The sequence below is a fragment of the Hymenobacter actinosclerus genome, from assembly GCF_900111515.1.
GTDB lineage: Bacteria > Bacteroidota > Bacteroidia > Cytophagales > Hymenobacteraceae > Hymenobacter > Hymenobacter actinosclerus.
Genome location: NZ_FOHS01000001.1, coordinates 1,268,964 through 1,288,182, shown reverse-complemented (window position 1 = coordinate 1,288,182; position 19,219 = coordinate 1,268,964). Strand labels below are relative to the sequence as shown.

General features: G+C 62.6%; 19 protein-coding genes and 1 pseudogene. 12 read left to right on the top strand and 8 right to left on the bottom strand.

From position 1 onward, the window contains the following. Positions 1–17: 17 nt before the first annotated feature. The 10 genes from BMY67_RS05550 to BMY67_RS05505 all read left to right on the top strand — a co-directional run bounded on the left by BMY67_RS05550 (position 18) and on the right by BMY67_RS05505 (position 8,650). Complete coding sequence (locus tag BMY67_RS05550) at positions 18–1,079, top strand: serine hydrolase domain-containing protein (protein ID WP_092769201.1); 1,062 nt, start codon at positions 18–20, stop codon at positions 1,077–1,079. Between the two features lie 160 nt (positions 1,080–1,239). Then, complete coding sequence (locus BMY67_RS05545; RefSeq protein WP_092769199.1) at positions 1,240–2,301, top strand: proline iminopeptidase-family hydrolase; 1,062 nt, start codon at positions 1,240–1,242, stop codon at positions 2,299–2,301. Between the two features lie 41 nt (positions 2,302–2,342). Next, on the top strand, positions 2,343–2,741 hold the full coding sequence (locus BMY67_RS05540) for a hypothetical protein (protein WP_143069703.1): 399 nt from the start codon (positions 2,343–2,345) through the stop codon (positions 2,739–2,741). Between the two features lie 11 nt (positions 2,742–2,752). Beyond that, positions 2,753–3,097 carry a hypothetical protein gene (locus tag BMY67_RS05535; RefSeq protein ID WP_092769195.1) on the top strand — a complete coding sequence of 115 codons (345 nt, stop codon included), beginning with the start codon at positions 2,753–2,755 and terminating at the stop codon, positions 3,095–3,097. 263 nt (positions 3,098–3,360) lie between these two features. Further along, positions 3,361–4,488 (top strand): 23S rRNA pseudouridine(2604) synthase RluF, encoded by a 1,128-nt coding sequence (gene rluF / locus BMY67_RS05530; RefSeq protein WP_092769193.1) that lies wholly within the window; start codon positions 3,361–3,363, stop codon positions 4,486–4,488. A 374-nt stretch (positions 4,489–4,862) separates the two neighbouring features. Beyond that, entirely contained in the window at positions 4,863–5,300 is a 438-nt protein-coding gene (gene yiaA / locus BMY67_RS05525) for an inner membrane protein YiaA (protein WP_092769191.1), read from the top strand. A gap of 29 nt (positions 5,301–5,329) precedes the next feature. After that, complete coding sequence (locus BMY67_RS05520) at positions 5,330–5,869, top strand: sugar O-acetyltransferase (RefSeq protein WP_092769189.1); 540 nt, start codon at positions 5,330–5,332, stop codon at positions 5,867–5,869. Positions 5,870–6,013: 144 nt separating this feature from the next. Next, complete coding sequence (gene bioB, locus BMY67_RS05515; RefSeq protein ID WP_092769187.1) at positions 6,014–7,024, top strand: biotin synthase BioB; 1,011 nt, start codon at positions 6,014–6,016, stop codon at positions 7,022–7,024. A 181-nt stretch (positions 7,025–7,205) separates the two neighbouring features. After that, positions 7,206–7,469 (top strand): hypothetical protein, encoded by a 264-nt coding sequence (locus BMY67_RS05510; protein ID WP_092769185.1) that lies wholly within the window; start codon positions 7,206–7,208, stop codon positions 7,467–7,469. A 29-nt stretch (positions 7,470–7,498) separates the two neighbouring features. Beyond that, complete coding sequence (locus tag BMY67_RS05505) at positions 7,499–8,650, top strand: aminotransferase class I/II-fold pyridoxal phosphate-dependent enzyme (protein ID WP_092769183.1); 1,152 nt, start codon at positions 7,499–7,501, stop codon at positions 8,648–8,650. 157 nt (positions 8,651–8,807) lie between these two features. On the opposite strand, the gene BMY67_RS05500 is transcribed toward BMY67_RS05505, so the two are convergent. Further along, on the bottom strand, positions 8,808–9,254 hold the full coding sequence (locus BMY67_RS05500) for a type I restriction enzyme HsdR N-terminal domain-containing protein (protein ID WP_092769632.1): 447 nt from the start codon (positions 9,252–9,254) through the stop codon (positions 8,808–8,810). A 183-nt stretch (positions 9,255–9,437) separates the two neighbouring features. On the opposite strand from BMY67_RS05500, the gene BMY67_RS05495 reads away from it, so the two are divergent. Next, positions 9,438–10,211 (top strand): AMP nucleosidase, encoded by a 774-nt coding sequence (locus tag BMY67_RS05495; protein WP_092769181.1) that lies wholly within the window; start codon positions 9,438–9,440, stop codon positions 10,209–10,211. A 233-nt stretch (positions 10,212–10,444) separates the two neighbouring features. Beyond that, positions 10,445–12,115 (top strand): amidohydrolase, encoded by a 1,671-nt coding sequence (locus BMY67_RS05490; RefSeq protein ID WP_092769179.1) that lies wholly within the window; start codon positions 10,445–10,447, stop codon positions 12,113–12,115. 132 nt (positions 12,116–12,247) lie between these two features. Here BMY67_RS05490 and BMY67_RS05485 read toward each other — a convergent pair whose 3' ends face one another. The 7 genes and pseudogenes from BMY67_RS05485 to BMY67_RS05460 all read right to left on the bottom strand — a co-directional run bounded on the left by BMY67_RS05485 (position 12,248) and on the right by BMY67_RS05460 (position 18,704). Continuing rightward, positions 12,248–12,763 carry a DinB family protein gene (locus BMY67_RS05485; protein ID WP_092769177.1) on the bottom strand — a complete coding sequence of 172 codons (516 nt, stop codon included), beginning with the start codon at positions 12,761–12,763 and terminating at the stop codon, positions 12,248–12,250. A gap of 52 nt (positions 12,764–12,815) precedes the next feature. Then, positions 12,816–14,261: an MFS transporter gene (locus BMY67_RS05480; RefSeq protein WP_092769175.1), complete on the bottom strand. Its 1,446-nt coding sequence runs from the start codon at positions 14,259–14,261 to the stop codon at positions 12,816–12,818. 248 nt (positions 14,262–14,509) lie between these two features. Continuing rightward, entirely contained in the window at positions 14,510–15,841 is a 1,332-nt protein-coding gene (locus BMY67_RS05475) for a DUF2254 domain-containing protein (protein WP_092769173.1), read from the bottom strand. 84 nt (positions 15,842–15,925) lie between these two features. After that, positions 15,926–16,747 carry an HNH endonuclease family protein gene (locus BMY67_RS05470; protein ID WP_092769171.1) on the bottom strand — a complete coding sequence of 274 codons (822 nt, stop codon included), beginning with the start codon at positions 16,745–16,747 and terminating at the stop codon, positions 15,926–15,928. Between the two features lie 6 nt (positions 16,748–16,753). Continuing rightward, positions 16,754–17,584: an AAA family ATPase gene (locus BMY67_RS19565; RefSeq protein WP_245744899.1), complete on the bottom strand. Its 831-nt coding sequence runs from the start codon at positions 17,582–17,584 to the stop codon at positions 16,754–16,756. A 351-nt stretch (positions 17,585–17,935) separates the two neighbouring features. Continuing rightward, a pseudogene (locus BMY67_RS19805) lies at positions 17,936–18,109 on the bottom strand (AAA family ATPase); the annotation flags it as partial. A gap of 163 nt (positions 18,110–18,272) precedes the next feature. Further along, entirely contained in the window at positions 18,273–18,704 is a 432-nt protein-coding gene (locus BMY67_RS05460; RefSeq protein ID WP_092769167.1) for an HU family DNA-binding protein, read from the bottom strand. Between the last annotated feature and the right edge of the window lie 515 nt (positions 18,705–19,219).

The window sequence follows — 19,219 nt, the reverse complement described above, 5'->3', positions numbered from 1 at the left end:
CGGCTTTCTTGCTTCCGATGAAACTGCTGCTTCTACCGTTTCTGCTGCTGCTCTGCCGGTCGGCCTCGGCCCAGCAGGCCGAACTAACGGCCCTGCTGGCCCAGCGCCACGTGCCCGGGTTGCAAGTGGTGCATACCAAAGGCCGCCAGACTACGACCTACGCGGTGGGCCGGCTCCGGCAAGATTCCACGGCGGCCGTAACGGCCGAAACTGTATTTCAGGCCGCCTCGCTGGGCAAAGTGGTGCTGGCCTACCTCACGTTGCGCCTGCACGAGCGGGGCCGCCTCGACCTCGACCGGCCGCTGCTGAGCTACGCCCCGTACCCACGGGTGCAGGGCCAGCCTCGGGCCGCCCGCGTAACGGCCCGCATGGTGCTCACCCATACCACCGGCCTGCCCAACTGGGCCGACAACCCCCTGGGGCCCACCTGGGTCGCCTCGCCGCTGGCCTTCCGGTTTGCGCCCGACAGCTGCTGGAACTACTCGGGCGAGGGCTTCGTGTGGCTGCAACGCACGCTGGAGCACGTAACCGGCGAGCCGCTGGAAGTGCTGGCCCAGCGCGAAGTTTTCGGGCCGTTAAAAATGGGCCGCAGCAGCTTTCAGTGGCAACCGCGCTTCGCGGCCAACGCCGCCAGTGGTCATGATAAGGCCGGCCAGCCCACCGGAGTCCGTCGCTTCGCCGCGCCCTACGCGGCCTATAGCCTGCTTACTACCGCCCCCGATTACAACCGCTTCCTGCAAGCCCTGTACACCGGCCGGGGCCTGAAGCGCCCCACGGCCCGCCTACTGACCACCGCCGCCAACGAGGCCAACCGCTGCGGCCGCCCTGCCGGCCCCACCGACCCTTTTGTAAGCTGGGCCGTGGGCGTTGGGCTGGCCACTACCAGCGCCGGTCCGGCCCTCTGGCATTGGGGCGACAACGACGACTTTCAAGGCTTTTTCATGGCTTTTCCCGACCGCCGCGAAAGTCTGCTCTTCTTCACTAACAGCGCCAATGGACTTCAGCTCACCGACGAGTTGCTACGCCGGTTTATCGGGCCGGGCGAGTTTCGGGCGAGTGAGTGGCTGGCAGAGGAGTAGTTGGCACCAAAGGAACGTCATTCAGAGCGGAGCGAAGAATCTCGCGTGCCAAAGTAATTCCTGACGTTAGGAGTTAGCATTGCACGCGAGATTCTTCGCTGCGCTCTGAATGACGTTCTTTCATCCGCTGTTGCCAACTGGCAACTGAATATATTGCCGGATGCTGAAACGTCTCCTCGCCGCCGCCCTGCTGGCCCTCACGGCCGCCGCCTGCTCCCCCCCTACCGCCGCACCCGATTCGGCCGCCGCGCCGGCCCTTACCGCCTACTTCCCCGCCCCCGACACTACTCGGCTGGAAGACGGCGGCGTGAAGATGGTGCCCATCACGACGCCCAAGGGCCCGTTCAACGTCTGGACCAAGCGGTTCGGAAGCAACCCGCGCATCAGGCTGCTGCTGCTCAATGGGGGCCCGGGGGCTACGCACGAGTATTTCGAGTGTATGGAGAGCTTCCTGCCCCGCGAGGGAATCGAGTTCATTTACTACGACCAGCTCGGCTGCGGCAACTCCGACAACCCCCAGGACACGGCCATGTGGAGCCTGCCGCGCTACGTGGAGGAAGTGGAGCAGGTACGGCAGGCTCTCAAGCTCGACAGCAGCAACTTCTACCTGCTGGGCCACAGCTGGGGCGGCATCCTGGCGGCCGAGTATGCTCTCAAGTACCAGCAGCACCTCAAGGGCCTCGTCATCAGCAACATGATGATGAGCATTCCGGCCTACGGCAAGTACGCCAACGATGTGCTGGCCCCGCAGTTTAAGCCCGAAGTGCTGAAGGAAATCCGGGCCCTGGAGGCGCGCAAGGACTTCCAGAACCCGCGTTATATGGAGCTGCTGCTGCCCAACTTCTACACCCAGCACATTTTGCGCCGCCCCCTCGATGAGTGGCCCGAGCCGGTGAACCGCTCGTTTGCCAAAATGAACCAGTCGCTCTACGTGACCATGCAGGGCCCCAGCGAGTTCGGCGTATCGGGCAAGCTGCTGAGCTGGAACCGCGTGCCCGACCTGCCTAAGCTGGCTGTGCCCGTGCTCAGCATCGGCGGCAAGTACGACACCATGGACCCCGAGCACATGCGCATGGTAGCCCAGAAAGTGCAGCACGGCACCGCCCTCATCTGCCCCCGCGGCTCCCACATGAGCTTCTACGACGACCAGCCCACGTACATGCGCGGCCTCACTGAGTGGATGAAAGGCGTGGACCGGGGCGAAAAAACGGTAAAATTGTAGGCTGAACGCCGCTCTGTTTCGGCAACTGCCCAAATTCCCTGATGCCTGCTCCGACTTCCGATTCCGCGTCCAACCCGCCCCTTTACTCCCAGCGTAGCGTCCGGTTCTTTTCGCTCCTGTTCAGCGCCGTGGCGGGCGGCGTACTTACGGCCGGCAACCTGCAGGCGGTAGGCCGACCTGAACAGGGCCGCAAGGTAATCTGGGCCAGCGTAGTGTACACGGCGGCAATGGCGGTGCTGGTGTCCTTTTTGCCCGCCTCCTCCCCCTACGGGGCCTACGCTGCGGGCATCGGACTGGCCGGCGGCTACGGCCTCAACACCTACGCCGATTCGTTTATTCCGAACAAGCAGGACTACCCGGCCCGGAGCATCTGGCGGCCGCTGCTGCTGTGCCTATTGGTTTTCGGGTCGCTGCTGGCCCTGCTCATTTACGCGCTCTAAGCCCCTATCCCATGCGTTTTCCCTACCGCTCCCTGTTTCTGTTTGAAGCCGCTACGGCCACCATCTTTGAAATAAAGCGCCTCGACATCCAGAGCAAGAACCCCAGCCACCTATACTTCTGGTTTTATTTCGATAACGCCAGCGGCCAGCTCAGCCAGCTCGATTTCGAGGATATGCGCACGGAAAACGGCGAGCATGAGCGCGACTTCGCCCAAGGCCAGCTGCGGTTCAACCCGACCACCGCCGAGGGCACTTTTTCGCCCGCCGCGGGCAGCCCGCCGCTGCGCCTGCACACCATCACGCCGCCCACACTGCCCGCCGCGCTGGAAACGGCGCTGTTCGCGTTTTTCGCCTGAGCCCCCGCGGACGTAAGGTTGACCGGTGATTAAAGGCTTAGGCTTATTCTGGATTAACCCAACATTGCTGCCGTTGTAAGCTCTTGTTTGTCAGAATGAAAGCTGATAGTTATCAGTTAAAAGCTAATGGCTGAGCATTTAGCAGGGGCCATTCGTCCTCTCCTGAATACGGCGTACCTTTGCAGGCTGCCGACCCACCTCGGGCCGGCAGTCTCTTTTTTGGCGGCCTAAGCACTAGGCACTCCGCCCTAAGCCCTACACTCATGGCAACCCGACTCAATAAATACATCAGCGAAAGTGGCGTATGCTCGCGCCGCGAAGCCGACCGCCACATCGAGCAGGGCAACGTGACGGTGAACGGCAAGCGCGCCAGCATCGGCGACCAGGTAACCAGCCGCGACCGGGTAGTGGTGAACGGCGCCCACATCGAGCCCCGGCCCGAGGAGGAGGCCGTGTACCTGGCTTACAACAAGCCCCCCGGCATCGTCACGACCACCGATTTGGGCGTCAAGGACAACGTCATCCGCGCCATCAAGCACACGGTGCGCATCTTCCCCATCGGCCGCCTCGACAAGGAGTCGCAGGGCCTGCTGCTGATGACGAGCAACGGCGACATCGTGAACAAAATCCTGCGCGCCGGCAACCAGCACGAGAAGGAGTACATCGTGATGGTCGACAAGCCCATCAAGGACGACTTCATTGAGGGCATGAAAAACGGCGTACCCATTCTGGGGGTGATGACCCAGAAATGCAAGGTGGTGAAGGAGACGCCCTACATTTTCCGCCTCACGCTGGTGCAGGGCATGAACCGCCAGATCCGGCGCATGTGCGAGCATTTCGGCTACGAAGTGGTGCAGCTCGAACGCATCCGCATCATGAACATCAGCATCAAGGGCCTGGGCCCCGGCGAGTGGCGCGAGCTGCGCGACAAGGAGCTGAAGGTGCTGTTTGAGATGATCGAAGACTCCAGCGGCACCGACGACGGCCGCACCCCGCGCCGCCGCAAAGTGGTGTCCACGGCCGAGCAGTGGGGCGACCAGCCGGGCCGCAAAACCGCCCGCCGCGCCACCACGCGCCCCGACATCGTGCGCCTGCCCTCCGACCCTGCTATGGGCGAGGAAGCCCCGCGCAAAGCCAAAACCCTGCCCGCCGGCGCCTGGCTCGATAAAGACTCGGTGCGCCCCGGCGCCAAGCCCAAGCGCCTCGTTACGGCCGGCCGCAGCGTCGGCTCGGGACGCCCCACCGATAAGGCCGGCCCCCGCCCCGGCAAGTCCGGCGGCCCGAAAAGCGGCCCCCAGGGTGGCGCCAAGCGCCCGGCCAAAGGTGCCGGTGGCCCCGGCAAAGGCAAGAGCAGCAGCCGCGGCAGCCGCGGCGCCAGCCGGAGCCGGTAATATTTTAACATTCAGATTTAAACGCCCCCGACCTTGCAACAGGCCGGGGGCGTTTGCATTTTGGGCAGTATTCGGCACTTTGTGAACCAGCAACAGGTCGTCTTCAGTCTTGAAATCACTTTTTAACAAGTCGAATTTCACCTCTCCCAGGACAAACTCATAAGGCCGCTAGCAGACCCTCGAAATCAAGCACAGACGCCTGAATCAATCTTTCCAAGCTTATCCTTTGGCTTCAACCACTCGCCAAAAGCGCCTTTTCTAAAGTCTGAATTTGCCGAACCTTGGGGCTACCCGCTTGCCGGAGCCGCGTATGTTTGGGGTGTCGGACGGGTTACCGCCGGCTTTGCCCCCTTCATCCTTTTACCCCAATTGCCATGAATGCTCCGCTCACCAAGCCCTCCAATGCCTTCATTGCCGCCTCCTGGGTTGCTCTGCTCGCCGGCATGGTCGCCTTCATAGTGGGCCTCTGGAATGCCCAGATGCTGCTCAACGAGAAAGGCTATTACTTCACCATTTTGATGTACGGGCTGTTTTCGGCCATTTCGCTCCAGAAATCGGTGCGCGACCAGCTCGACGGCATTCCGGTAACGAAGATTTACTACGGCCTGAGCTGGTTTTCTACTATCCTCTCCATTGCCCTGCTCACGGTAGGCCTGTGGAACGCCACGCTCACGCTCAGCGAGAAGGGTTTCTACGCCATGTCGTTTCTGCTGAGTTTGTTTGCGGCCATTGCCGTGCAGAAAAACACCCGCGACACCAGCACCACCCAGCCCGTCGCCCCGGCTCCCGAAAACCGGTACAATGCCGAATAAGGGGCCTGCGGCCCTCTTCTACTCCAGATATGACGCCTAAACAACTGATGCTGGCGGGCGAGCTCTACCAAGCCAATGACCCCGAGCTGGTAGCCGAGCGCCGACACGCCAAGCAGCTCTGCCACCGCTACAACCAGGAGCCTATTGACCTCAACCGGCAGTTGCTAGGCGAGCTTTTCGGAAAGGAAACCAACGCCCATATCGAGGCACCCTTCCGGTGCGACTATGGCTACAACATTCGCCTGGGGCAGAATTTCTACGCCAACTACAACTTCACAGTGCTCGACTGCGCGCCGGTAAGCATTGGCGACAACGTGTTGGTGGCGCCGAATGTGGTGCTGAGCGCGGCCGGGCACCCGGTGGAGGTGGCCTCCCGGGTGGCCGGCTGGGAGTTTGCCCGACCCATCACCATCGAAGACAACGTGTGGCTGGGGGCGGGCGTGCTGGTGTTGCCGGGCGTGCGCATCGGGGCGGGCACCACCATTGGCGCGGGCAGCGTGGTTACGCGCGATATTCCGGCCGGGGTGGTGGCCGTGGGCAACCCCTGCCGCGTAATTCGGTCCCTGTGAGGTGGCATAAACCCGCTTCTCCTGTATCTTGCGGCCCGTCGGCAGCGCTGGCCGGAGCGGCTGGTAGCTGGCCGGCCACTTTTCCGGCGCTGATTGCCGGCTAACCGCTGTTTCTGCATTTCCCCGCCCCCCGAAACCCCTCCCATGACCCTTCGCACCGACTGGACCCTTGCCGAAGTAACCGCCATCTACCACCAGCCCGTGCTGGAACTCGTCAGCCAGGCTGCCGCCATCCATGCCCAGAGCCAGGCCACCGGCGAAGTGCAGGTATGCACGCTGCTGAGCGTGAAAACCGGCGGCTGCCCCGAAGACTGCGCCTACTGCCCCCAGGCCGCCCGCTACCACACCGGCGTGCAGGCCCACAAGCTGCTGCCCGACGCCGAAGTGCTGGCCTCGGCCCAGCGCGCCCGCGACGCCGGCTCCACCCGCTTCTGCATGGGCGCCGCCTGGCGCGAAATCCGCGACAACCGCGACTTCGACCGCGTATTGGGCATGGTGGAGCAGGTAAACGGCCTAGGGCTGGAAGTGTGCTGCACGCTGGGTATGCTGAACGAGTACCAGGCCGAGCGCCTGAAAGCGGCCGGCCTCTACGCCTACAACCACAACCTCGACACCAGCCGCGAAAAGTACGACGACATCATCACCACGCGCACTTACGACGACCGGCTGAACACGCTGGAGCACGTGCGCAAGGCCGGTATTTCGGTCTGCTCGGGCGGCATCATCGGCCTGGGCGAAACCGACGAGGACCGCGTAGCCATGCTCCACACGCTGGCCACCCTCCCCTCCCACCCCGAAAGCGTGCCGGTAAACGCGCTGGTTCCCGTGGAAGGCACGCCCCTGGCCGAGCAGCCCCGCGTGAGCGTGTGGGAAATGCTGCGCATGATTGCCACGGCCCGCATCCTGATGCCCAACACCATGGTGCGCCTCTCGGCCGGCCGCCAGGAAATGCCCGTTACCGAGCAGGCCCTGTGCTTTCTGGCCGGCGCCAACTCCATTTTCTCGGGCGAGAAGCTGCTGACTACCCCCAACCCCGACTTCGATGCCGACCAGCAGATGTTCGCCCTGCTCGGCCTCAAGCCCCGCAAGTCGTTCAAAGACGTGCCCGAGGGCGCCGTACTCATGGGCCGGGGCAAGGCGCCGGTAGAGGCGTAAGCGCTGATACTATAGGAGCATCTCAGAACAGTGTCATGCTGAGCGAAGCGGAGCGGAGTCGAAGCATCTCTACTGCAATGCTAATCCTGATACTTGGATTTACTTGCTGCGGTAGAGATGCTTCGACTCCGCTCCGCTTCGCTCAGCATGACACCGTTTTTTTCTTCCTCTCACCTTCCCCATGGAAATTCCCTTCGACCTCAACCTCGACTATACCTACGCCGAGAGCATCCGCCAGCAGCACGAGGCCCGTGCGGCCCAGGACCTAATTTCGGAGCTGGAGGACAAGGTTGGCTCGGCCCTGGGACTGGTGATGCAGCGCCACGGCGTACTGCCGGCCGTCGGCGACCGGGTGGAGGTAGATTCGGAGTGGCTGGTTATCAGCGCCCGCACCTTTGGGCAGGATGGCAGCGTGTGGCTCTCGGTGCAGCCGTTTGCGGGCTGATTGCCCCCTGAATAGCTCCTTCGCTTCTTATGTCGCCTGACTCCGCTTCTTCCGCCCTGCACCAGAGGCTGGCGGCCGAACTGGCCCGGCGCGAGGCCGCGGGCACCCGCCGCCGCCTGCCCGCCCCGCCCGCGCCCGGCCTCATTGATTTCAGCTCCAACGACTACCTGGGCCTGAGTCGCCATCCGCGGGTGCTGAATGCCCAGCAGCAGGCCGCCCGGCTGCCGGCCGGGAGCACCGGCTCGCGCCTGCTCACCGGCAACTCGGCCGCCGCCGAGGCGCTGGAAACTCAGCTGGCGCACTTCCACCAAGCCGAAGCGGCGCTGCTCTTCAACTCGGGCTACGCGGCTAACCTGGGCTTTTTCGGAGCCGTACCCCAGCGCGGCGACACCATTCTCTACGACGAGGCCAGCCACGCCTCGGTCAAGGACGGCATCCGGGCCGCGCCGGCCACCGCCTGGCGCTTCCGCCATAACAACCTGGCGGACCTGGAACGCAAGGCCCATCGGGCTACCGGCAATGTGTTCGTGGCCGTGGAAGCTCTGTACTCAATGGACGGCGACATGGCCCCGCTGCCGGAGCTGGTGGCGCTCTGCCAGCGACTGGGGCTGCATTTGGTGGTCGATGAGGCCCATACCAACGGCCTCTACGGCTCCAAAGGCGAAGGGCTGGTAGCCGCGCTGGGGCTGGAAGAGGCGGTGTTTGCCCGCATCCTTACCTTCGGCAAGGCCCTCGGCAGCCAGGGCGCCGCCGTGGCCGGCTCTGCTTTGCTGCGCGACTACCTGCTCAACTTCAGCCGGCCTTTCATCTACACCACAGCCCTGCCCCCCGCCACGGTGGCCGGCCTCACGGCAGCCTACGCGCTGCTGCCCGGGTTGCAGCCGGCCCGCGAGCAGCTGTTCCGGCTCTCCGACTACCTAAAGACCAGGCTCAATGCCGTGCCCGGCCTGCACGTGCCGGCCAGTAGCCACGTTATTCACCCGGTTTTCTTCACCCAGAGCCCCGGTCCCGCCGCCGTGCGCGCCATTGCCACCGCTGCCCAAACCGCCGGTTTCGACGTGCGCGCCATCGTAGCCCCCACCGTATCGGCCGGCACCGAGCGGCTCCGGCTCATCGTCCATTCCTTCAACACCGAAGCCGAAATTGACGCGCTGGCTCAGCTGTTAGCTGTTAGCTGTTAGCTGTTAGCTGTTAGCTGTTAGCTAAAGGAACGTCATTCAGAGCGCAGCGAAGAATCTCGCGTGCTGACGTTGACAGATAAATGCAACATCAGCACGCGAGATTCTTCGCTGCGCTCTGAATGACATGTTCTGCTGCCAACTACACGAAAGCTAACAGCTAACAGCTAAAAAAGGGCACCTCACTCAGCCGCTCGTTGGTGCGCTTCCCGGCGTCGACGCGCCAGCAATAGTGTTCCAGCCCGTTGCTGAGCAGCAGCAGTGGCGCGCCGATGGTGAGGTTGTAGGTGGCTATCTGGTGGGCCACGGCGGGCGTAATGGGCACGGTGGGGCGCTTGCACTCGACCAGCAATAGGGGTTGGCCGGCGGTATCTAGCGCCAGCAAATCGGTGCGTTTCTGGCGCTGGTTGTACTGGTGGCCGCGCTCCAGGCTCAGCAGGCCCTTGGGGTAGCCGCGGTGATTGATCAGGTAATGCACCAGATGTTGGCGCACCCACTCCTCGGGCGTGAGCACGACGTGGCGACGACGCAGCACGTCCCAGATTAGTAGATTTTCGCCGCTTTGTGTAACTTTGGCTTCGAAAGGCGGCAGGTTCAGCTCTTGCATCACCTCCAAAGGTACGGCCCCAGGGTTTCACGCCCGCTTTTCATTCCGTGCCGTCGCACCCGCTTTCGTGGGTACCGACGGTTTTTTTGTACCTGCCCTTTTCCGGCTCACTGCGCCGGCCGCTGCTGCTGGCTGCTGCCGTTTTCGGTGTAAGCTTATCTTTCGCAACCCTAACCCTTGTATATGAAGACTAAAGACGAAATTGTTAAAAACTGGCTCCCGCGCTATACCGGAGTCGAATTAGAGGAGTTCGGCCAGTACATTCTGCTGACCAACTTCGGCAATTACGTGAGCATGTTTGCCGAGCAGTTCGGCACCGAAGTGCGCGGCCTCGATAAGCCCATGCAGACGGCTACGGCCAACGGTATTACCATCATCAACTTCGGCATGGGCTCACCGATGGCGGCCACTGTTATGGACCTGCTGTCGGCCGTGAAGCCCAAGGCGGCCCTGTTTCTGGGCAAGTGCGGCGGCCTCAAGTCCAACACCAAGCTCGGCGACCTGATTCTGCCCATCGCCGCCATCCGGGGCGAGGGTACATCCGACGACTACCTGCCGGCCGAAATTCCGGCCCTGCCCTCGTTCCGTTTGCAGCGGGCCGTGAGCAGCATGATCAAAAAGTACGAACTCGACTACTGGACCGGCACGGTGTACACCACCAACCGCCGCGTGTGGGAGCACGACGAGGCGTTCAAAGAGTACCTGCGCCAGGTGCGGGCCATGGCCGTGGATATGGAAACGGCCACCATCTTCACCGTGGGCTTCGTCAACAGCATCCCGCACGGCGCGCTGCTGCTGGTAAGCGACAACCCGATGACGCCCGACGGTGTGAAAACGTCGGAAAGCGACAAGAAAGTAACCGCCGATTTCGTGAAGAATCACCTGAAAATCGGTATCGAGTCGCTACTGGAACTGAAGAACTCCGGCGAGTCGGTGAAGCACATGCGCTTCGACTAGAACGACCTTTAGAGGCTAAAAACCAGCTCCCCTCCTTGGAAAGGAGAGGCTGGGGGTGGTTGATGATGACAGAACAGATTTTAGAACTAGTTTCTAGCTTCTGTTCAACCTTCATCAACCACCCCCAGCCCCTCCTTTCCAAGGAGGGGAGCTAGTTTTTTAGCCTCAGTTCCGATTCGCGTACCAACTCCCGCTTATCTTGCTGCTGGTTCCCACCTCCCTTCTACCTCCCTATGCCCTCACGTTTCCGCCCGTTTCTTGCGCTGCCACTGCTGGCCGCCGGTTTTAGCGCCTGCCAGTCCACTTCGAGCGGCAACCGCCAGCCGGCCGATTTACTCGTCTACAACGCCACGGTATACACCGTCGATTCGGTGTTCAGTACGGCCCAGGCGTTTGCCGTGAAGGACGGCAAGTTCGTGGGGGTGGGCACGGCCGAGGACTTGCGCGGGCAGTTTCAGGCGCAGCAGGAAGTGGACGCGGGCGGGCAGTTCATCTACCCGGGCTTCTACGATGCGCACTGCCACTTTTACCGCTATGCCCTGGGCCTGCGCGACGCCGATTTGGGCGGCACCGACTCGTGGCCGCAGGTGGTGGGCAAGCTCAGCGAGCAGCGGCAGCAGTACCCGCAGGCGGCCTGGCTTACGGGCCGCGGCTGGGACCAGAACGACTGGCCGGGCAAGCAGTTCCCGACCAAAGACACCCTCGACGCGCTGTTTCCGAACACGCCCGTGTTCATCGTGCGGGTAGATGGCCACGCGGCCCTCGTGAACCAGAAGGCGCTGGATTTGGCCGGTATCACGGCCCGCACGCCGATCAGCGGGGGCGTGATTACCAAGGATGCCCAGGGCCGGCTCACGGGTTTGCTGGTGGATAACGCCGTGGACCTGGTATCGGGCAAGATACCGGAGCCGGGCGCGGCGGAAGCCGAAGCCATGCTGCTCGAAGCCCAGCAGCGCTGCCTGGCCGTGGGCCTGACCAGCATGGCCGACGCGGGTCTGGAAAAAGCCAATGTTGAGCGCCTCGACCAGCTCCAGCAGGCCGGTAAGCTCAAGGTGCGCCTCTACGCCATGCTGGCTCCCACCAAAGAGAACAAGGATTTCTACCTGAAGAACGGACCCATCTTTAAGGACCGGCTCACCGTCAGCTCGTTCAAAGTGTACGCCGACGGGGCCCTGGGCTCGCGCGGGGCCTGCCTGGTGCACCCGTACAGTGATAAGCCCCAGGAAACCGGCTTTCTGCTGTCCACTGAAAAGGAATTCCGGGCGCTGGCCCGGCTGCTGGCGGCCAGCAAGTTCCAGATGAATACCCACGCCATCGGCGACTCGGCCAACCGCATCATCCTCAACATCTACGGCGAGGCGCTGAAGGGCCAGCCGGACCGCCGCTGGCGCATCGAGCACGCCCAGGTTATCACGCCGGCCGACATGCCCAAGTTCGGGCAGTTTGGCATCGTGCCCTCGGTGCAGCCCACCCACGCCACCTCCGATATGTACTGGGCCGGCGAGCGGCTGGGGGTCGAGCGGCTGAAAACCGCCTACGCCTACGAGCAGCTGCGTAAGCAGTACGGGCAGGTGGCGCTGGGCTCCGACTTCCCGGTGGAGGCCATCAACCCGCTCTTCGGCTTCCACGCGGCCGTGGCCCGGCAGGATGCCCAGAACTACCCGGCCGGCGGCTTCCAACCCGAAAACGCCCTCTCCCGCCCCGATGCCCTGCGCGGCATGACCACCTGGGCCGCCCACGCCGCCTTCGAGGAAAAGCAGAAAGGCAGCATCAAACCCGGCATGGCCGCCGACTTTGTTGTCCTCGACACCGACCTGCTCAAAGCCCCCAACGAGCAGCTCCGCGGCGCCCAGGTGCAGCAGACCTGGATTGCCGGGGAGAAGGTGTTTTCGGTTAAAAAGTAAGCAGCGCTGTCATTCTGAGCAAAGCGAAGAATCTCGCGTGCTGATGTTGCCATAGTAGCCCTACTTCAGGATTACTATGGCAGCATCAGCACGCGAGATTCTTCGCTTTGCTCAGATTAACGCTCCCTTTTCCTACCAGGCGGGCTCGTCGGCCGAGGGGCCGTACATGGCGGGAATCGGGATGTCGAGCAGGCGCAGGTACACGCTGAGCTGGCCGCGGTGGTGGATGCTGTGGTTGAGGCCCATGATGCGAATGGCCGTGGCTTTGGGGAATGCCATCAGCGTCTGCTCGCCGCGGTGGAGGCGGAAGTTTTCCGTCAGCTTTTCGTCGTCCGACTCCTGCAAAGCGGCCCGCAGGCTGGCGCTGTACTCCTCGAAACGAGCCAGCAGTTCCTCGGAACTCGTAGGCGAGGGGCCGGGCTTGGGACCGTTGGGGTCGAGGAAGTCGCGGCTGGGGTGCTGCACGAAGAGCTGCTTGAAGGCCAGCAGGTTCACGATGTGGGCCGCCAGCTTGCCGAGCTTCATGCTTTTGGGGTGGGGCTGATAGTCGGCGTGCTCGTAGGGCACCAGGGCCAGCAGCTTACGGGTGGTGGCCAGCTCGTGGTCGAGCTCGGCGAGGATGTTCTGTTGCAGCGAGGAAGTGTGCATGGGAAGTAAGCGGTTGATTTGAAAAAGTGCTTTTTATCTTCCTTTCCCTCTCCTACAGCGGTGTGCTGGTTATGGCCGAAGCGGGCGGGGGACCGGGGAATACATCGGGATCGGTGCCGGAATCTTCGCGGAGCTTGCGGCCACGCAGCTGGAGCAGGAAAATCAGGCCCAGGATGAAGAACACGATGAGGGCCAGGATGCTGTAGCGCATGTTGCCACCCATGATTTGCGAGATGCCGCCGAACACCAGCAGGCCAATCACGATGCCCACCTTTTCGGTCACGTCGAAGAAGCTGAAGTAAGCGGCCGGGTTGGCCGTGTTTTCGGGGATGATTTTGGAATAGGTGGAGCGCGAAAGGCTCTGCACCGCCCCCATCGTGAGGCCGATAACCGAGGCCAGCACGTAGAAGCTCCAGCCCGCCTGCACGAAGTAGCCGGCCACGCAGATGCACATCCAGATAAACACCGCCCAGCTCAGGGCGCGGGTATTACCGATGCGCTCGGAGAGCTTGGCGAACAGCCAGGCCCCCAGGATGCCCACAATTTGCAGCAGCAGAATGGTGATGATAAGCGCAGTGGTATCGAGCCCCAGCTCCTCGTCGCCGAAGAGGGTGGCCACGTACATCACCGTTTGCACGCCCATGTTGTAGGTGAAATAGGCCAGCAGGAAGCGCTTAAGGTTGGGCTGGCGCTTGGTTTCCTCCCACACTTTTCCCAGCTCGCGGAAGCCGTTGAGTACCCAGCCCGAATCGTTGGTGGCCCCGGCGGCGCGGCCGGGGTCGGCGGGCAGGGTGGCGAAGGGAATCTGGGCGAAACCGGCCCACCACAGGCCCGTGAGCAGGAAGCTGATGCGGGTAGCCTCGCCTACACCGAGCCCGAATAGGGGCGTACCCGACAGCGTGGGCCCCTGAATCAGCACCAGGCAGATAACGAGCAGCAACACCGAGCCGATGTAGCCCATCGAGAAGCCGCGGGCCGAGAGCGAGTCGAACTTCTCCTCCGACGAAATATCGGGCAGGTAGGAGTTGTAGAACACAATGGAGCCCGAGAAGCCCACCGTGGCCATAATAAAGATGAAGACGCCCATTGTGAACGTGCTGGCCTCGAAGAAGTACAGCCCCGCGCACGAAGCCGCCCCGAGGTAGCAGAACACCTGCAAAAACAGCTTCCGCCGGCCCGAGTAGTCGGCCAGGGCGGTGAGCAGCGGGCTGATGAGGGCAATGATGAGGAAGGCCGCCGACACTGAGTAGCTCTGGAGCGAAGTGCCCGGAATGCTCATACCCAGAAAATCGACGGGCGTTTTGCCGCTGTCGGTGCCCGTGAGGTCTTTCACGACCGAGCCCCAGTAAATGGGGAAAATGGAGCTGGTGATAACCAGCGGATACACCGAGTTGGCCCAGTCGTAGAAGGTCCACCCGCGGGTGATGCGTTTGTCGTCTTTGGGGATGGTCTGGACGCCGGGCTGAGGCGGCGAAAGGGCGGCGGTAGCGTCGCTCATAAAGGCAGGGGATTGGGCAGTGGTGCGGACAAGATAACGGGATTTCACGGTTGCGGTTGTGCCTGCTGGCCCCGGTCCGGAAATGCAGAGCCGCGCATGCGCGTCTCATTGGCCACGCCGTCGGGTTCGTTGTATACCTGGCCTTTCGCACCGTCCGGGCGTTCCGTTCAACGACTAGACGCAGATAGGCGCCTCTACACCGTCCGGTCCAGGCGTTTTGGTCAACGACGAGACGCAACTATGCGTCTCTACCCCGTCCAGGCAGGGCTCAGCTCATCGTATAGCGTCTGCACCTGCTGGCGCTCGTAGTCGGTGCTGAGGTGGACTTGCGCGCAGGCCAGCAGCAGTTCGGCCTGCTGACGGAGTACGGGCAGGCGGGTGGGGTCGCGCACCTGGCTGGCGGCCAGGGCCAGCGCGTGCAGCAGCCGGCGCAGCACGGCCGGGTTGCCGGCGCCGCTGCCGCGCACCAGGTCGAAGGCCAGGCGCACGTAATCGGCAAACGAGTACACGCGTACCAGCACCCGCAGGTGCTGGCCGTCGGAGCGCAGCACGCCGGGGAAGTCGCGCCGGGCCAGCTGGGCCGTCAGCTCGCCCAGGTAGTCGATGGCCATAACGGCGGTGGTGGTATCGTTGACGGCCGGCGAGAGGGCCTTGAGGGCAATATCAACCAGCTGCTGCACGCCGAAAGCCGCATCCTGGGTGGGGTTGCGGTGCCGGCCCAGGCCTACGAATTGCAGCAGGTCGGCGGGCCAGTCGGCCATCGGTGGGTTGGTGCGGCCCATGTCGGCGCGCACGCTTAGCAGGGGCTGGCCGGTGCCCACGAAGTCGCCGATGTGGCGCTCCAGGCGCAATACCGTGCGGTGGCGGGTGGCCCAGGCCAGCAGGCCGGCCGCATCGAGGTATTGCAGGTAGCCGGCGGCCGGGGCGGGCACGGCAAACCAACCCGTTGGCGAGGCCCCGAAGGCTTCAGCTTCAGCCAGCCGCTCAGGCTCCAGCTCCTGCCCGAAATCAAACGGAAATAGCCGCCCGATTTCCTCCTCGGTTTCGGCCATGATCTGGTGGACCAGCGTGCCGGTCTGCAACGACTCGGCCACGTGATGGATGAAGAAGATGAGCGTGGCCACCCCGCCCAGCGCCAGCAGCAGCGCCACCAGCACGGCCGTAGTGGGCACAAAGTGGGCGCTGCCCGCCCCCCGGATGGTGCCCTGCACCACCAGGCAGTACGTGAACACGCTCACGAAATAGCCCATCACGACCTGGTTGAGCGGGTCGCGCATGAAGTTGCGCAGCGCCCGGGGCGAGTACTGGTTGCTGACCTGGGCAATGGCGGCCAGTAGCAGCGAAAACGTGAGGGCGGCCACCGTGAGCATGGAGCCAGCAATGGCGTTGAGCATGCCGCCGGCCCCCGCCGCATCAATACCGAAGAGCAGCGGCAGCTCCCGGGCGCCCGTAACGCTGCTGGCCTGATCGAACTGCACCAGCCCGAAGGCGCTGCCCAGCGCGGCCAGCACCATGAGCAGCGGCACAAACCAGAGCGATTCGCGCAGGGGCTGCCAGAGCCGGCGCAGGCGGTTGAACATGGGAGGCGGGAGGTTAGAGGGCTGAAAAGCTAACGGCGTTTCCCGGCGGCGGTTGCCACGCCGGCCGGAGCGGTGCGTGCCTCGTCAGGCCCGCGGCAGGTGCGGGAAGTTGGCCCGCACCATGCCCGCATACTCGGCCGAATCCAAAGCAGCCTCTCGCCATAGCTGCCGGGCATTATCAGCTTCCGCTCTTCCCTCAGTTACAGAGAGTCTCAACTCTGTCAGAAATTCCTGTTCACGCTCTTCGAGAGGTAGCGTGAATTTGAATGCTCCTACTATACGCACGTAAAGCAAGCCTCTTAGATGGTCCAACCGGCTCTTCACCAAATCAGGACGGTCCAGGCCGAAAGCTTCGATACTGGCCTCGCCCCGCTCATTGAGGGGCTTAATAGCGTCCTTTACGAAGGTTAGGTGCGCTTCCGGATTGTCGAGCACCGGATGCAGCAACAGGGGCTGTTCCCGGGCCAGGTTATCCGTGTGCGACTGGGCGCGGGTGGTGGGGTCGCGGAGGGGAAAGTAGTTGCCCTTGTATTCCTGATTGCAAAGCTGGCAGGAGAAGAGCAGGTTGGTCCAGTCGTAGGCCAGCCAGTAGTAGCCGGGCTTTTGCAGGGGCGCTTTGGAAATTTGCTGGTAGCCGGCTTTGGGCCGGAAGTGCTCCACGTCGCCGTAGCTGGTGTCGGTAAAGATGGATTCGCAGTAGCAACACTTCTTGTGCTGGTCGAGGCGCAGCTGCTGCTTTACGCTGGCATCATTGTAAATACCGTCGTGCGACTTCAACACGGTATTATCGGGCACTTGGCAGGCGGCGGGGTCGGCGGCGTAGAGCTGCTCTAGCTGCCGCTGGTGCCGAGGGCCGCGCCGACTCAGAACCGCCGGCACGGCCGCGCTTTTTGTTACCTGAATCATCGGGGCTTAGTGCAGCAGGTCGTCGTCTTTCAGATTGCGGGCCAGGCGGGTAAGCAGGCTCTCTACCCGCCGCTCGGGCGGCGTATCGCCAATGGGTGCCTCGGCTACTTTCGCGTTTAGTTCGGCGAGCTTGGCTTCTTCAGTGGGCGTAAGCTGCTCTTTCAACAACAGCTCGTTGCGCCGCGCCAAATCCTCTTCCGTCTGTTTCGACAAGGTGCTTACATCCTCGAACAGCTCACTGTTAAGAATCTGGTCGACGCGCCAGCCGCGCACGTCTTCCACGTCCGTTACGACCACCGTCTGGTCGCCCTCGCGGCGCAGCAGCACCACATTGGCGCCCTGGTCGCCGGCGGCCTGCACTACTAGGGGGCTGTGGGCGGTGGCAATGAACTGGGTGTTTTTGAAGATGTCGCTCAGGAAATCCAGTAGCTTGCGCTGCCAGCTCGGGTGCAGGTGCAGGTCGATTTCATCAATGAGCACGATGGCCGGCTCTTCCAGCGGGTTGGGGCTATCGGGGTAGCGGATGAACAGCTTGCTGGCGAAGTCCGTCAGCCACACCACGAGAGTTTGGTAGCCCAGGCTCATATCGCGCAGCCGTACCCAGCCGTAGGGCGATTCCAGCTCCAGGAATTGCTGGTGGCCTTTGCTGGAAATCCTGATATCCGTTATATCGGGCAGTACCTGAAGCAGCACCTGCCGCACTTGTTTCAAAGCTTTGCCCGCTTGCTTGTCCTGCTTGAGGGAGCTGTATTCCATTTGCAGAAACCACTCTTCGGGATTCAGCAGGTCGGCCCGGTCGTCGAAGAGGCTTATATAGTTTTTATTCAGTTGTGACACCTCACCTAAAGTTGAATTGCCAACAGTACGACCCGCGCCGTAGCCATAACAGATTGGCTCCTGGTGATTGATGCCTGGTCTCTTTTTAAAAATTCCTCCATATCCCATTTCTCCTGGATTCGGTTGGCCCTTTGTTGTCATATTTATCTGCCTGAACTGATCCATACTAAATAACTCACCAGTTGGCATAATCACACATATATCTATACTTAGTGTAAGCCCTGTTTCTCCGCCGTGCCTAAATGGATACCATAATGTATTGGCAAGTGATATAAGCGCAGGCTTGGGTATCTTTTTATCATCAACCATTTCTTCGTCAAAAGACTTTTCCGCCACCATCCCTGCCAACGCCTTCAACACCGTCGTCTTCCCCACCCCATTATCCCCCAGAATAATTGTCCATTGCGCCGGCCTACCGTCGGGGCGGGCGAAGGAAATGGTTTGCTTGTCGCCGAAGCTGCGCACGTTTTCCAGGCTCAGGGAGAGGAAGTAGGCGGGCGGCGGCGTGTGGGGCTGGGCGGGCATGGCAACGGGGGTAACGGGGGCAGCGGCCGGCAGCGGGCCGCCCTCAAAAGTAACAGGCCCGCCGGGATGGGCGGGCCTGCGTGGCTTTTTGGCGGACATCCTAATGTCCGGGAGCGGACGTTAGCATGTCCGGCGGCGGACATCAGTATGTCCGGGCAGTTGGCTATTTAGCCTTGCGGCGGGCGGCGCGGGCGGCCGTTTCCGGGGCCACGCTGCTCACCTTGCGGAAGTTGGCCCCCTGCATGGCCTGGGCGAAGAGCTTACCGGGCCGGAACACCACCTTCACGTTGTTGATGAGCCCGGCCACAAACTCCTTTTCCGAGTCGGCCCCGTCGCTTTGCAGGCTCACCGAGAAGGAGCCGAAGTCGCCGAAGCGCACGATTTGGCCGGCGGCCAGCTCGTCGGGCACCGTCTGGAAAAAGGCTTCGAGCACGGCCATCACGTCGATGGTACTCACGGTGCTCATCTGGTTGATGCGGCCGGCAATGTCGCGCACGGTGGTTTCGCCCTGCGAGCGGGCCACGGCGTACCACCTTTTGGGGGCCTGGGCGTTGGCGGGGTTGCCGCGCTCGGCCAACGAATATTCAATGGGCATAGGGATAAGGAGTTAAGTGAGCCGGAATATAGGGGCGCGCCGCAATAAATCAAAACGCCGGGCCGGAGGCCGTCTTTGGGCTATCCGGCACGCGCTCAGGAGCGTTAGGTACTGGCTTGCCACGGCGGGATCATCCCGCGCCTTCCAGTGCTTGTTCACTATGGTGGCTTTTATCCCACTGGCTCTGTCCTGGTTGTGTCAAAAACAGCGCCACCCAGTAGTGCAGGCGCGCTTGCAGCCAGCCCCGGCCCCCGATTACAAGGCTACGCCCACTGTCCGCTCAGGGGCCCAGCGCGGGCGGTTTGGCCTCCATTCGGCCCAGGCTGAGGCGCAGGAGCCGCCTGCCTATTCGCCCCCTGCCGACGGGCCCACCGCTATGGGGAAGCTATGTGTGATTGGGGCTCGACTAGCCCCTTTGGCATCGGCGTTGCCGGCGCCCGCAGGACCCTACGCTGGCTATTTTGGATGATGCCAGTAGCCTCCAGCGTGGCCCGTGTACCGCCTGTATTCATCCA

What these genes read in the sequence shown, in the direction of transcription:
- BMY67_RS05470 (WP_092769171.1), bottom strand. Translation starts at nt 16,747, where the DNA reads ATGATTCAGGTAACAAAAAGCGCGGCCGTGCCGGCGGTTCTGAGTCGG.
- BMY67_RS05545 (WP_092769199.1), top strand. Translation starts at nt 1,240, where the DNA reads ATGCTGAAACGTCTCCTCGCCGCCGCCCTGCTGGCCCTCACGGCCGCC.
- rluF (WP_092769193.1), top strand. Translation starts at nt 3,361, where the DNA reads ATGGCAACCCGACTCAATAAATACATCAGCGAAAGTGGCGTATGCTCG.
- BMY67_RS05505 (WP_092769183.1), top strand. Translation starts at nt 7,499, where the DNA reads ATGTCGCCTGACTCCGCTTCTTCCGCCCTGCACCAGAGGCTGGCGGCC.
- BMY67_RS05550 (WP_092769201.1), top strand. Translation starts at nt 18, where the DNA reads ATGAAACTGCTGCTTCTACCGTTTCTGCTGCTGCTCTGCCGGTCGGCC.
- bioB (WP_092769187.1), top strand. Translation starts at nt 6,014, where the DNA reads ATGACCCTTCGCACCGACTGGACCCTTGCCGAAGTAACCGCCATCTAC.
- BMY67_RS05480 (WP_092769175.1), bottom strand. Translation starts at nt 14,261, where the DNA reads ATGAGCGACGCTACCGCCGCCCTTTCGCCGCCTCAGCCCGGCGTCCAG.
- BMY67_RS05520 (WP_092769189.1), top strand. Translation starts at nt 5,330, where the DNA reads ATGACGCCTAAACAACTGATGCTGGCGGGCGAGCTCTACCAAGCCAAT.
- BMY67_RS05540 (WP_143069703.1), top strand. Translation starts at nt 2,343, where the DNA reads ATGCCTGCTCCGACTTCCGATTCCGCGTCCAACCCGCCCCTTTACTCC.
- BMY67_RS05535 (WP_092769195.1), top strand. Translation starts at nt 2,753, where the DNA reads ATGCGTTTTCCCTACCGCTCCCTGTTTCTGTTTGAAGCCGCTACGGCC.
- BMY67_RS05490 (WP_092769179.1), top strand. Translation starts at nt 10,445, where the DNA reads ATGCCCTCACGTTTCCGCCCGTTTCTTGCGCTGCCACTGCTGGCCGCC.
- BMY67_RS05495 (WP_092769181.1), top strand. Translation starts at nt 9,438, where the DNA reads ATGAAGACTAAAGACGAAATTGTTAAAAACTGGCTCCCGCGCTATACC.
- BMY67_RS05485 (WP_092769177.1), bottom strand. Translation starts at nt 12,763, where the DNA reads ATGCACACTTCCTCGCTGCAACAGAACATCCTCGCCGAGCTCGACCAC.
- BMY67_RS05475 (WP_092769173.1), bottom strand. Translation starts at nt 15,841, where the DNA reads ATGTTCAACCGCCTGCGCCGGCTCTGGCAGCCCCTGCGCGAATCGCTC.
- yiaA (WP_092769191.1), top strand. Translation starts at nt 4,863, where the DNA reads ATGAATGCTCCGCTCACCAAGCCCTCCAATGCCTTCATTGCCGCCTCC.
- BMY67_RS05500 (WP_092769632.1), bottom strand. Translation starts at nt 9,254, where the DNA reads ATGCAAGAGCTGAACCTGCCGCCTTTCGAAGCCAAAGTTACACAAAGC.
- BMY67_RS05460 (WP_092769167.1), bottom strand. Translation starts at nt 18,704, where the DNA reads ATGCCCATTGAATATTCGTTGGCCGAGCGCGGCAACCCCGCCAACGCC.
- BMY67_RS05510 (WP_092769185.1), top strand. Translation starts at nt 7,206, where the DNA reads ATGGAAATTCCCTTCGACCTCAACCTCGACTATACCTACGCCGAGAGC.